We start from the raw sequence: 12,733 nt of genomic DNA on the forward strand, positions 1-12,733 counted from the left end.
TCCGGGATGGGCGGATTCGGGCCGATGAGCAGCACGTCAAGGGTCCTGAACGAGGAGTGACCGGTACCGCTTCGGCCTCCCCCTCGTCCGCTTCAGGCCTGTTTCGAGGCGATTTCGACGATCGTGATGTCGGACGGCGCGCCGACCCGGACCGGCGGCCCCCAGGCACCGGCGCCCCGCGAGACGTACAGCTGGGTGTCGCCGTAGCGCTCCAGGCCGGCGACGGTCGGGTTGGCGAGCTCGGCCAGATAGTTGCCGGGCCACAGCTGTCCGCCGTGCGTGTGGCCCGAGAGCTGGAGGTCCACGCCGTGGCGTACGGCGTCGTGCACGACGATCGGCTGATGGGCGAGGAGCACGGCGGCCCGTGCCCGGTCGCGGTCGCCGAGGGCCCGTACGAAGTCGGGGCCGCGGCCCTCGCTCTCGCCGGCCACGTCGTCGACGCCGGCCAGGTCGAAGCCGGCGGCGATCTCCACGCGCTCGTTGCGCAGCGGGCGCAGGCCGAGGTCGCGGACGTGGTCGACCCAGGCGTCGGCGCCGGAGAAGTACTCGTGGTTGCCGGTCACGAAGAAGGAGCCGTGCCGGGCGCGGAGCCGGGCGAGCGGTTCGGCGGCGGAGCCGAGGTTCTCCACGGTGCCGTCCACGAGGTCACCGACGACGGCGATCAGGTCGGGCTGGGTGGCGTTGACGGCGTCCACGATGCGCTGGGTGTGGGCGCGGCCGAGGATCGGGCCGAGGTGGACGTCGGAGACGACGGCGATCCGGTACCCGTGCGCGGCGCGCGGCACCTTGGCGAGCGGCACGGTGACGCGCTTGACCCGGGGCCCGCGCAGTACGCCGTAGGTGCCGTACCCGACCGTCCCCGCGGCCACGGCGGCGGCGGCCCCGCCGACCACCCGCGACACGAACAGCCGCCGGGACACCTCGGCCGCGTCCTGCCCCGGCCCGGCCGGCCCGGCCGGCGCCTCGGGCTCCGCCGGCTCCGGCCCGGGCGCGTGTGCCGGTACGAGGGCGGGCTCCGGCTCCGGTACGGCTCGGGGCGCGGCGGCGGCCCGGCGCGCGAGCCAGGCGCGCAGCACCGGCCGCACGGCCTCGCCGACGGCCAGGGCGAGGACCACGTACAGCAGCAGGGCGAGCCACAGGAAGCCCGGCCAGGCGACGGCCCGCTGCACCCAGAAGGGCGCACCCGCCCGCGCCGACACCAGCGCCCCGAGCGACAGCAGCGGCAGTACGACGACGAGGACCGTCCCGATCCGCCGTACCACCCCGCCGGGCGCCGTGATGTCCCGGACGAGACGCCGCCACACGTACCCGTGCACCGCCCCGAGCAGCGCCAGGACCACGATCAGGACCAGCACGAAGAGACCCATGCCCGAACCCCCCTCTCCCCCGGCCCGCTACCGGCCGCTCGCGGACGGCGCCCCGCCCTCACGCCGCGCGGCGCGCACCCCACGCAACCCGATCACTCCGATCACCGTCCCCAAGACAAAGGACGTCACGGCGAGCAGCAGGTGAACCCAGAAGTAGGCCGTCGGCTCGCCCGCGTCGTCGAAGGCGAGACCGCTCCCGTCCTTCCAGAGGTTCTTCGCGAAGGTCACCCAGATCACCCAAGACCAGACCCCGAACGCGAGCAGGAACCAGGAGACGCGGCGACTGAGCTTCATGGGGTGCCCTTCGGAATGGGGTGACCGTGCCCTGCCAGTATCGAACGGACCTGCCGCGATCTTGCGGTCGGGTCTCCGTACGTCAGCGGTGAGCTGCCTGTCTTTCGTCAAGCGTTCGAGTGCCCAACCCCTTGCGGCGACTCTCGGACGAGCCGAGAGCGGCCGGTTTCTCTTCGTCGTCTTCGTGGTCCTCATCCGTCTCAGGGTGCCGCCAGTGGAGCGTCACTCGTTCCTCGATCGCGATGTACTTGCGGGTCTCCGGGTCCCGGCCCGGGCCGATGGAGACGCCGGAGAGGAAGAGGTCCAGGAACGCGCGTCGCTCGAACACGTCCCACGCCGCCCAAAGGGAGCCGGCACCCAAGGGATCCTCGCCCGGCTCGAACCAGTCCGAGGGCACCTGGATCGCTGCCGTGGTCTTCTCGTCCAGTTCTTCCAGCCTGGCCGTGCACTGGTCCTCGAAAGTCCGGTACTGCGTCATCGTCGCGCGCCACACGGCCAGCTCGTCCCGCCCCCGGTAGAGCCCCGCCTTGCGGTCGGCCTGAAGTTCGGCGATGGAGTTCCGGACGTGTTCAAGGTGCGCCGCCGTCTCGTTTCGCTCCTCCCGGACTCCGGACAGATCGCGCTGAAGCGCGAATCGGAGTGCCGCCTCCGCCAGCCATTCCCTGTCCTCGCGGTCGTCGACGTCGGCAGCGGCAAGACGTGCCCAGACGCGCCGGGCCACGTAGTCGTCGGCATCCTTGCGCTTGATGCTCAACCCGCCGTGGCCCTTGGGATTGGCGCACATGTAGTAGTCCTGCCCGCCGTTGTTCCTGCTCTGCCCCACTGACCCCGTGCAGATTCCACAGGTGGTGAAGCGCCACCCGCTCAGAAGTGTGGGTGTGGCCTCTCCGCCGGGCTGCCGGTCGGTCTTGTTGCGCTTGCTGCGCTGCTCCTGGAGTTCCAACCACTTGGCTCCCGGGACGACGCCCCGGTGGGGCGTCAGGGGCGCCCCACCCTCATCCCGGGCGATCACGTTCACGTACGCCTTGCCGCGCTTCACGCGCTCGCTGGCGAAGCCGCCGATGGCGGGATGGGAGAGGATCCAGCGCACTGTCTGCGCACGCCACCGGATCGGGCGGTCCTCCTTCGACACGCGGCGCTTCTTGATGGACTCCATCCGCTTCCCGGTGGCACGCCGCTCGGCCTCGCCGGGCGCCGGCACCTCCTCCGACTCCAGCGTCGTCGCGATCTTGTTGTCGGAGATTCCGGCGAACGACATCTCCACCATGCGCTCGACGATCGCGACGTGATCCGGGTTGTTCTCGTCCGGCTCCAGGACGGAGACGGCGAGATTGCCGATCTTCTCGCGCACGGCCCGCATGCCGTACGGGGCGGAGCTGGAGTGCCGGCCGCCGACCGCCCTGATCTCGTCCTTGGCCCCGCGCAGCCGCTCCGCCTTGATGTCGCTGTCCTGCTTCGCGAGGGCTGCGATGAGCGCGAAGATCGCGACCCCGATCGCGTTCGACGTGTCGAGGAACGGTTCGAGGACCGAGACGAAGCGGACTCCGTACTTCTTCAACTCACTGTCGATCTCCAGGGCGTCGTGTGCGCCCTTACGGGTCAGCCGGGACAGCTCATTGACCACCACCACGTCCACCTCACCCGCCCGCACCGCGGACATCAGGTCTGCGAAAGCCGGGCGCATGGTGTGGGGATCCCAACCCGACCTACCGACGTCTTTGAACGTGTGAACGACCTCCCACCCCCGGCTCGCCGCCAGCGCCTCGCCGGCTGCCACCTGGGCTTCCGGCGACGCCTCGGAGGAATCGGGGCGCGCCTTGGACTGCCGGGCATAGACGGCCACCCGCACCGTGTCCAGCCGCTCGGCTCCCACGGGCGAAACGAAGGGGGTCAAGGCCTCTCACCTGCTCTTCTCCGTCATTGCAGCTCTCATGGTTAGTTACATCGAGAAAGTGATCCAGATGAACCAGCTCCACACCCCGAACGCGAGCAGGAACCAGGAGACGTGGAAGCTGAGCTTCATGTTCTCGGTATCACCGCCCGCCCCGCCCGCCCCGCGTCCGGGTGGAGGAGGGTGGGGGAAGCGGCCCGCGCGGTTCGGATCGGTGGTCCGGGGCGGTACGTTCTCGATCGTGTCTGCATCGAAAAAGTTCGTCTGGGTGGCCGGCGCCGCCCTGCTGCTGCCCCTCGTCACCGCCCCGGCCGCCCACGCGGACGGGAAGCCCGGCAAGGACGAGAAGGACAAGCAGCCCAAGCCGCCCGCCGCGATGTCCACGGTCGGCGGTGAGCTGCTCGGGAAGCCGGGGACGCAGGTGCGGCTGGGGGCCGGGGCGCCGGTGCTGCCGAAGGAGTTGTCGGGGCGGTCGTGGATCGTGGCGGACGCGGAGAACGGGCAGGTGCTCGCCGCGCACAACGCCCACTGGCGGCTGGCGCCGGCGTCCACCCTGAAGATGCTGTTCGCGGACACGCTGCTGCCGAAGATCCCGAAGAGCCGGACCCATCTGGTGACCAGCACGGAGCTGTCCGGTGTCGGCGCCGGTTCCAGCCTGGTCGGGCTGAAGGAGAAGCAGAACTACTCGGTGCACGACCTGTGGCTGGGCGTGTTCCTGCGCTCGGGGAACGACGCCGTGCACGTCCTCGCCGAGATGAACGGCGGGGTGCGCAAGACCGTGGCGGAGATGAACGCCCGCGCGGTCGAGCTCCAGGCCCTCGACACGCAGGTCGTCACCCCGGACGGCTACGACGCCCACGGGCAGGTGTCGTCCGCGTACGACCTGACCCTCATCGCGCGCAGCGGCATGCAGAACGCGGACTTCCGCGCGTACGCGGCGACGCCCCGGGCGGCGTTCCCCGGTGAGCAGAAGCCGGGCAAGAAGCGCGAGTCCTTCGAGATCCAGAACACCAACCGGCTGCTGACCGGTGACTTCGGCGTCGCGCCGTACCAGGGCATCGCGGGGGTCAAGAACGGCAGCACCACGCACGCGGGCGCCACGTTCACCGGGGTCGCCGAGCGCAACGGCCGGGTGCTGCTCGTCACCGTCATGAACCCCTCGTCCAAGGAGCAGCACGCGGTCTACAAGGAGGCCGCGCGACTGCTCGACTGGGGCTTCGCGGCGGCGGGCAAGGTGCGGCCGGTGGGTGAGCTGGTGCCGCCGCTGTCGGCGCGTACCGGCGACACGAGGGAGGTGACGGCGGCGCCCGGCGAGGACGTCCCGGCGGCGAAGCCCGCCGTCGCCGCCGCGACGGAGGGCAGGACGGGCGGGGCGGGAATCGCGCTCGCGGTGGCGGGCGGGGTGCTCATGCTGATCGCCGGGGCCGTCTTCCTGGTCAATCGCCGCTGGCCGACGGCGGCTTCGGGGGCGCGGCGCCGTCCCCGGACGGCTCCTCCCGGTCCGGATGTGAATCCGTAGCGGTGGCGCGCGTGTCCGCGGCCGTCCAGGCCGCGCAGAACAGCAGGAGTTTCGCGGTGAAGTTCATCCAGAGCATCAGGGCGACCGGGACACCGAAGGCCCCGTACATGGACTTCGCCGCGACCCCCCTCATGTAGCCGCCGAGCAGCAGCTTCAGGAGTTCGAAGCCGACGGCGCCGATGAGCGCGGCGACGACGAGGTCACGGCGGTCGGGCTCCACGCCGGGCAGCAGGGTCAGGACGTAGAGCAGGATCAGGAAGTTCGCGACCACGGCGACGAGCACGGCGGCGGTGTGCAGGAGGACGCCACCGGCGCCGCCCTCGGGGACGCCGAGCCGGTCCGCGGTCCAGCCGACGGCGGCGGAGCCGAGCCAGGAGGCGGCGAGCGAGCCGAGGACGACGCCGCCGAGGCCGAGGAGGGTGACCGTGTCCTTGCCCTTGCGGACGATCGGGTTGCCCTCGTCGACGTCGTCGAGGCCCCAGACGGCGCGCAGGCAGTCCCGCATGGAGCCGATCCAGCCGATGCCGGTGAAGAGGAGGAGGGCACCGGCGACGATGCCGACGGTGCCGGCGTTGGCGACGAGCGCCTCGATGTCGAGCTGGTCGGAGATGCCGGGGACCTGCTCGGCGATCTTCCGCTGGATGCGGTCGAGCTGGTCGTCGGTGAGGAGCGAGGCGCCGATCGCGGCGCCGACGGTGATCAGCGGGAAGAGGGCGAGGAAGGAGAGGAAGGTGATCGCGGCGGCCAGCCGCGTCCAGTGGGCCCGGTCGAGGGTCTCGTACGAGCGCCAGGCGTGGGTCCGCATGAGGCGGGTGATCCAGGGGCCGATGACGGGGAGTCCGGTCAGCCAGTCCATGTCGTACGCGCGCTCCTCGTTCCGTCGGTGGGACGACGGTACGAGACTTCCCCGCCACCGCTCACGGACCCGGACCGGCGTGGCTGCGGCGGGGGCCGTGGGGTGGGTCACGGCGGCCCGGCCGACATCCCGCCCACCCGGGGTGCAATACCGGCATAAGTGAGAGATCCGGCTATACGGTCACCTCCATGGCTGTGGAGACCCGCGTCCTGGACGACGACTGCGTACCGATCAGCGGGTGGGCCCGCACCTCCCCCACCCTCGCGCGCGTGCGGCGGCCCCGCGGCTCGGCCGAGGTGGCGGACGCCCTGCGCGCCGGGGATCCGTGCGGCGCGCTCGCCCGGGGGCTCGGCCGGGCGTACGGCGACGCCGCCCAGAACGCGGGCGGCACCGTCCTGGACATGACCGGCCTCACCCGGATCCTCGCCTTCGACCCCGCCGCCGGGCTCGTCGTGTGCGAGGCCGGGGTCAGCCTGCACCGGCTGATGACGGCCCTCCTGCCACGCGGTTTCTTCCTGCCCGTCACCCCGGCCACCCGGTACGTCACCGCCGGCGGGGCCGTCGCCACCGACGTCCACGGCGCCAACCATCCGGGGGCGGGGTCCTTCGCCCGGCACGTCGTCGCGCTCGACCTGCTCACGCCCGACGGGGAGGTCCGGACGGCGGTGCCCGGCACGCCCCTCTTCGACGCGACCACCGGGGGCCTCGGGCTGACCGGGATCGTCCTCACGGTCACCCTGCGCCTCCTCCGCGTCGAGACCTCGCTGCTGAGCGTGGACACCGAGCGCGTCCGCGACCTGGACGAACTGATGGCCCGGCTCGCCGGACCGCCGGCACGCCGGGACGCCGACGGCGCCCCGCCCCCGTACGAGATCGCCCGCATCGACCCGCTCGCCCGGGGCGCCGCCACGGGCCGGTCCGTCCTGGTCCGCGCCCGGCACGCCCCGTACGAGGCGCTGCCCCGCCGGCACCGGGCCCGCCGCGCCCCCCTCGCCTTCCGGCCCGTACGGCTGCCCGCGCCGCCGCCGTACGTCCCCGGCGGCCTGCTCGGCCGGACGGCCCTGGGGCTCGTGGGCGAATTCCGGCACCGCGCCGGGCCCCGCCGCTCCACCGGCCGCCTCCGGCCGCTGTCCGCCGTCCTGCACCCGTTCGACGCGCTGCCGCACGGGAACCGGCTGCACGGGCCCGAGGGCTTCGTCCCGTACCGCTGCGCCGTCCCGTACGGGCAGGAGGAGACCCTGTGCCGGATCGTGCGGCGGATCGCGGCCCGCCGGTTCCCCGCGCTCCCGGCCGTCCTGACCCGGTTCGGGGAGGCCGGGCCCGGCTGGCTCTCCTACCCGCTGCCGGGCTGGTCGCTGGGGCTGGACCTGCCGACCGGCCTCCCGGGGCTCGCGGCCTTCCTCGACGCGCTCGACGAGGAGGTCCTCGGCGCGGGCGGCCGGGTGCAGCTCGCCGCCGACTCGCGGGTACGGCCGGAGGCGGTGGCGGCCATGTACCCGCGGCTCGCCGACTTCCGCGCCCTGCGCGCCACGCTCGATCCCGGGTCCGTCCTCCGCTCCGACCTGTCCCGCCGTCTCGCCCTCTAGGAGTTCACCGTGAAGGACGCCTTCGGCGCTCCGCAGTCCCTGCTCGTGCTCGGCGGCACGTCCGCGATCGGGCTCGCGACGGCCCGGCGGCTGATCGCCCGCAGGACCCGTACGGTCCTGCTCGCGGGCCGCCCCTCGCCCGCGCTGTCGGCGGCGGCCGCTTCGCTGCGGCCGCTGGGCGCGGAGGTGCGGACCGTGCCGTTCGACGCGCTCGACACCGCCTCGCACGAGGAGCGGCTGGGGGCGGTCTTCGCGGCGGGGGACGTGGACCTGGTGCTGCTGGCCTTCGGGGTCCTCGGTGACCAGGCGCGGGACGAGTCCGATCCGGGGGCCGCGGTGCGGGTGGCGCAGACGAACTACACGGGCGCCGTGTCGGCCGGCCTGGTGTGCGCGGGCGCGCTGCAGGCGCAGGGGCACGGTTCGCTGGTGGTGCTGTCCTCGGTGGCGGCGGAACGGGCGCGCCGGGCCGATTTCATCTACGGCTCGTCGAAGGCGGGGCTCGACGTGTTCGCGCAGGGGCTGGGGGACGCGCTGTACGGGACGGGGGTGCACGTGATGGTGGTGCGGCCGGGGCCCGTGCGGCGGGGCGGGCGGCCGGCGGAGCCGTTCGCGACCACGCCGGAGGCGGTCGCGGGGGCGATCGAGCTGGGTCTGCGGCGGCGCTCGGAGACGGTGTGGGTGCCGGGGGCGCTGCGGATGGTGGGCTCGGCGCTGCGGCACGTGCCGCGGCCGCTGTTCCGGCGCCTGCCGGTGTGAGGGGCGCGGCCTAGGTGTGGGTGGGCGCCGGGGAGTCGAGCGGGCTGCCGCCCTGGGCCGGGACGGCGGGGGCGGGGCGGCCGTTGCCGAACTCGTAGTCGTGCAGCTTGCGCCACACGCCGTCCGTGCCCTGCTCGTACAGGGCGAAGGAACGGCAGGTCCAGGCGGCCTCGTACCCGGCGAGCTCCTCGTACGCCCGGTCCATCCCCGCCTCGGAGATGCCGTGGGCGACGGTGACGTGCGGGTGGTACGGGAACTGGAGCTCGCGGACGAGCGGCCCGGTCTCGTCCCGGATCAGCTGCTGGAGCTGGTCGCAGGCGCCGGCGCCCTCGACGAGCCGGACGAAGACGACCGGGGAGAGCGGGCGGAAGGTGCCGGTGCCCCCGAGGCGCACGGTGAACGGCCGGCAGCCGGCGGCGACGCCCGCGAGGTGCGCCCCGATCTCCGGCAGCCGGTCCTGCGTGACCTCCGTGGGCGGGACGAGCGTGACGTGGGTGGGGATGGCGTGCGCGGCGGGATCCCCGAAGCCCGCGCGCCGCTCCTGGAGCAGGCTGCCGTAGGGCTCCGGGACCGCGATCGAAACGCCGAGCGTTACGGTCCCCACGTCGTTCTCCTCCGTCATCCGTCGCGTCGTGTGCGGTGGTGGTGCCGCCGCCAGTGTGCGGCCTCCACCACCCTTGTGGCCAGGGTCCCCGGACTCAGTGCTTGGCGGGCAGGAAGCCCAGCCGGTCGTAGGCCTGGGCCAGCGTCTCCGCGGCGACGGCGCGCGCCTTCTCCGCGCCCTTGGCCAGGACCGAGTCCAGCGTCTCGGGGTCGTCCAGGTATTCCTGGGTGCGGGACCGGAAGGGCGTGACGAAGTCCACCATCACCTCGGCGAGGTCGGTCTTCAGCGCGCCGTACATCTTGCCCTCGTAGCTCTTCTCCAGGTCGGCGATCGACGTCCCGGTGAGGGTGGACATGATGCCGAGGAGGTTGGAGACGCCGGCCTTGTTCTCCGGGTCGAAGCGGATGACCGTGTCGGTGTCGGTGACGGCGCTCTTGACCTTCTTCGCGGTGACCTTCGGGTCGTCCAGGAGGTTGATGAGGCCCTTGGGCGTGGAGGCCGACTTGCTCATCTTGACCGCCGGGTCCTGGAGGTCGTAGATCTTCGCCGTCTCCTTGAGGATGTACGGCCGCGGGATCGTGAAGGTCTCGCCGAAGCGGCCGTTGAAGCGCTCGGCGAGGTCGCGGGTGAGCTCGATGTGCTGGCGCTGGTCCTCGCCGACCGGGACCTGGTGGGCCTGGTAGAGGAGGATGTCCGCGACCTGGAGGATCGGGTAGGTGAAGAGGCCGACGGTGGCGCGGTCGGCGCCCTGCTTGGCGGACTTGTCCTTGAACTGGGTCATGCGGGAGGCCTCGCCGAAGCCGGTGAGGCAGTTCATGACCCAGCCGAGCTGGGCGTGCTCGGGGACGTGGCTCTGGACGAAGAGGGTGCAGCGCTCCGGGTCGAGGCCGGCGGCGAGGAGCTGGGCGACGGCGAGCCGGGTGTTGGCGCGGAGCTCGGCGGGGTCCTGCGGAACCGTGATCGCGTGGAGGTCGACGACCATGTAGAAGGCGTCGTGGGTCTCCTGGAGGGCGACCCACTGGCGGACGGCGCCGAGGTAGTTGCCGAGGTGGAACGAGCCTGCGGTGGGCTGGATTCCGGAGAGCACACGGGGACTGTCAGAGGCCATGCACATCATTCTCTCAGGTGTGGGACCCGGTCCCGTTCGGCCGGTGCGGTGCGGCCTGTCATCCCGGCGGCGACGGCGCGGGATGAGACGAGGAACACAGTCCGGGAACGGGCGCGTACGGCTCCCTCGGCGCCGTACGCCCGTGCGCCGGCGGCGACGCGTGTTCGCCGGGGAGCGGGCGCGCCGTCACCGGAGGTTTCTTCGTCCGGCGCGCGACCGACGATATGAAGGGGGCCACACCATTCCCCGTGCCGCAGGACGAACGGAGATCCCGTGTCGAGGACGCAGAACGCGATCGCTTCCGCGGAGGCGCACAGCGCTCACAACTACCACCCCCTTCCGGTCGTCGTCGCCTCGGCGGACGGCGCCTGGATGACCGATGTCGAGGGCCGCCGCTACCTCGACATGCTCGCCGGTTACTCGGCGCTGAACTTCGGGCACGGCAACCCCCGGCTGATCGGGGCGGCGAAGGCGCAGCTGGACCGGGTGACGCTCACCTCGCGGGCCTTCCACCACGACCGGTTCGCGGAGTTCTGCGCGAGCCTGGCCGAGCTGTGCGGCAAGGAGGCGGTGCTGCCGATGAACACGGGCGCGGAGGCGGTCGAGACGGCCGTGAAGACCGCGCGCAAGTGGGGGTACGAGGTGAAGGGCGTGCCGGACGGGCACGCGAAGATCGTCGTGGCGGCGAACAACTTCCACGGCCGGACGACGACGATCGTCAGCTTCTCGACGGACCACGAGGCACGGGACCACTTCGGCCCGTACACGCCGGGCTTCGAGATCGTGCCGTACGGGGACCTGACGGCGCTGGAGGCGGCGGTCACCGAGAACACGGTGGCGGTGCTCCTGGAGCCGATCCAGGGCGAGGCCGGGGTGCTGGTGCCGCCGGCGGGCTATCTGCGCGGGGTGCGCGAGCTGACCGCGCGGCGGAACGTGCTGTTCATGGCGGACGAGATCCAGTCGGGTCTGGGCCGCACCGGGAGGACGTTCGCCTGCGAGCACGAGGGCGTGGTGCCGGACGTGTACATCCTGGGGAAGGCGCTGGGCGGCGGTGTGGTGCCGGTGTCGGCGGTGGTCGCGGACCGTTCGGTGCTGGGCGTGTTCCGGCCGGGTGAGCACGGGTCGACCTTCGGCGGGAACCCGCTGGCCTGCGCGGTGGCCCTGGAGGTGATCGCCCTGCTGCGGACGGGCGAGTACCAGGAGCGGGCGGCCGAGCTGGGCGAGCACCTCCACGCGGAGCTGGGGCTGCTCGTGGGCGGTGGCGCCGTCCAGGCGGTGCGCGGGCGGGGTCTGTGGGCCGGGGTGGACGTCGTGCCGTCCCGGGGCACGGGCCGGGAGATCTCCGAGCGGCTGAGGGAGCGGGGCGTGCTCGTGAAGGACACGCACGGTTCGACGATCCGTCTCGCGCCCCCGCTGGTGATCTCGAAGGAGGACCTGGACTGGGGCCTGGAGCAGCTGCGCGCGGTGCTGGCCGGCGGTTCGTGACCGTACCCGGCCGCTCCTGACCGCTTCTGACCGTTCGCGAACGGCCTGGGCGGGGAGCGGCCGGTTTCCGTCCGCCCCCCGTCAGAGGATGACGTGCGGCAGGAAGCGGGCGTACTCGTCGGTGACGAGCCCCGCCGACTCGCGGATGCCGAGTCCCGCCGCCTCGTTCTCGACCACCCACGCGCCGAGCACCACCCGGTTGCCGTCGAAGTCGGGCAGCGGGGCCAGCTCCTGGTAGCAGCACGGCTCGTCGCGTACGACGGGCTCGGCGCCGGCCTCGTGCAGGGTGACGCCCGCGCCCTCACGGCCGAGGAGCGGCTTGGCGGCCCAGCCGGTGGTCGCGGCGAGCTCGCGCGGACCGTCGAGGTAGGCGGCCAGCAGGTTCGGGTGGCCCGGGTTGAGCTCCCACAGGATCGCGAGGAGCGCCTTGTTGGAGAGGAGCATCTTCCACGCGGGCTCGATCCAGCAGGTGGTGCCGGTGCCGCCGCCGTTGTCGAGGGTGTCGAGGACGTACGGGCCGAAGCGGTCGGTGGTCAGCCACTCCCACGGGTAGAGCTTGAAGCAGCTGCGGATGAACCGCAGCCGGTCGTCCACGAAGCGGCGGGAGAGCCGGTCCCAGCCGATCCGCTCGACGGAGAGCGCCTCGGTGGCGAGCCCGGCCTGCTGGGCGGTCTCGCGCAGGTACGCGACCGTCATCAGGTCCTCGCCGAGCTCGTCGCCGTCGGAGTGGGCGAAGTGCACGGGGCCGGGCGGCAGCAGGTGCGCCTGCCGCTTCCAGGCGTCGACGAGCCGCTCGTGGAGCGAGTTCCACTGGTCGGCGCCGGGGAACCGCTCCTCCATCCAGAACCACTGCGGGCTGGCCGCCTCCACCAGGGAGGTGGGGGTGTCGGCGTTGTACTCCAGCATTTTCGCCGGGCCGCCCCTGCCGTCGTAGCGCAGGTCGAACCGGCCGTACAGGGACGGCAGTTCGGACCGGCGGCGCCAGGACTCGGCGACGCGGGACGCGACCCGGGGATCGGTGATGCCGAGCTCGGCGAAACGGTCCTTCTCGACGATGTGCGCCGCCGCCTCCAGGCAGAGCGCGTGCAGTTCCTCGACGACCTCCTCCAGCGCCTCCACCTCGGGCAGGGAGAAGCTGTAGTAGGCGCTCTCGTCCCAGTAGGGGCGCAGCGAACCGTCCGGGTAGCGGGTCAGGGGGTAGACGACCCCCTGCTCCTCCACGATCCGCTGCCAGTCGGGCCGGGGGTCGATGGTGTGCCGTTCCATG

At 72.6% G+C, this 12,733-nt stretch carries 11 protein-coding genes; 4 read left to right on the forward strand and 7 right to left on the reverse strand.

Annotated features, from left to right (window positions below):
• Window positions 1-92: 92 nt before the first annotated feature.
• The 3 genes from ACFY60_RS09680 to ACFY60_RS09690 form a co-directional block, all read right to left on the reverse strand.
• A complete protein-coding gene (locus tag ACFY60_RS09680) occupies window positions 93-1,367 on the reverse strand; it encodes a metallophosphoesterase (RefSeq protein WP_388610928.1) in 1,275 nt (424 codons plus the stop codon).
• Window positions 1,368-1,394: 27 nt separating this feature from the next.
• Window positions 1,395-1,661, reverse strand: coding sequence for an SCO4848 family membrane protein (locus ACFY60_RS09685; protein WP_388610926.1), 267 nt, complete (start codon window positions 1,659-1,661; stop codon window positions 1,395-1,397).
• Between the two features lie 82 nt (window positions 1,662-1,743).
• On the reverse strand, window positions 1,744-3,555 hold the full coding sequence (locus tag ACFY60_RS09690; protein ID WP_388610924.1) for a recombinase family protein: 1,812 nt from the start codon (window positions 3,553-3,555) through the stop codon (window positions 1,744-1,746).
• 238 nt (window positions 3,556-3,793) lie between these two features.
• Here ACFY60_RS09690 and ACFY60_RS09695 point away from each other — a divergent pair, with 238 nt between their 5' ends.
• Window positions 3,794-5,071, forward strand: coding sequence for a D-alanyl-D-alanine carboxypeptidase family protein (locus tag ACFY60_RS09695; protein ID WP_388610922.1), 1,278 nt, complete (start codon window positions 3,794-3,796; stop codon window positions 5,069-5,071).
• Here ACFY60_RS09695 and ACFY60_RS09700 read toward each other — a convergent pair.
• Window positions 4,989-5,927, reverse strand: a complete 939-nt coding sequence (locus ACFY60_RS09700; RefSeq protein ID WP_388610921.1) for a YihY/virulence factor BrkB family protein — start codon at window positions 5,925-5,927, stop codon at window positions 4,989-4,991. The genes ACFY60_RS09695 and ACFY60_RS09700 overlap by 83 nt on opposite strands.
• A gap of 188 nt (window positions 5,928-6,115) precedes the next feature.
• Here ACFY60_RS09700 and ACFY60_RS09705 point away from each other — a divergent pair, with 188 nt between their 5' ends.
• Window positions 6,116-7,513, forward strand: coding sequence for an FAD-dependent oxidoreductase (locus ACFY60_RS09705; protein WP_388610919.1), 1,398 nt, complete (start codon window positions 6,116-6,118; stop codon window positions 7,511-7,513).
• A 9-nt stretch (window positions 7,514-7,522) separates the two neighbouring features.
• A complete protein-coding gene (locus ACFY60_RS09710) occupies window positions 7,523-8,269 on the forward strand; it encodes an SDR family NAD(P)-dependent oxidoreductase (RefSeq protein WP_388610917.1) in 747 nt (248 codons plus the stop codon).
• Window positions 8,270-8,279: 10 nt separating this feature from the next.
• Here the strand turns inward: ACFY60_RS09710 and ACFY60_RS09715 are convergent, their stop codons facing one another.
• Both ACFY60_RS09715 and trpS read right to left on the reverse strand, forming a co-directional pair.
• On the reverse strand, window positions 8,280-8,873 hold the full coding sequence (locus ACFY60_RS09715) for a 2'-5' RNA ligase family protein (RefSeq protein WP_388610916.1): 594 nt from the start codon (window positions 8,871-8,873) through the stop codon (window positions 8,280-8,282).
• A gap of 94 nt (window positions 8,874-8,967) precedes the next feature.
• Window positions 8,968-9,981, reverse strand: coding sequence for a tryptophan--tRNA ligase (gene trpS / locus ACFY60_RS09720; RefSeq protein ID WP_388610914.1), 1,014 nt, complete (start codon window positions 9,979-9,981; stop codon window positions 8,968-8,970).
• 273 nt (window positions 9,982-10,254) lie between these two features.
• Between trpS and rocD the strand changes: the two genes are divergently transcribed.
• Entirely contained in the window at window positions 10,255-11,466 is a 1,212-nt protein-coding gene (rocD, locus tag ACFY60_RS09725) for an ornithine--oxo-acid transaminase (RefSeq protein ID WP_388610912.1), read from the forward strand.
• 81 nt (window positions 11,467-11,547) lie between these two features.
• Here rocD and ACFY60_RS09730 read toward each other — a convergent pair whose 3' ends face one another.
• Complete coding sequence (locus ACFY60_RS09730; protein WP_309051269.1) at window positions 11,548-12,732, reverse strand: glutathionylspermidine synthase family protein; 1,185 nt, start codon at window positions 12,730-12,732, stop codon at window positions 11,548-11,550.
• Window position 12,733: the final 1 nt, after the last annotated feature.

It is taken from the genome of Streptomyces sp. NPDC012827, assembly GCF_042900905.1.
Taxonomy (GTDB): domain Bacteria; phylum Actinomycetota; class Actinomycetes; order Streptomycetales; family Streptomycetaceae; genus Streptomyces; species Streptomyces gulbargensis.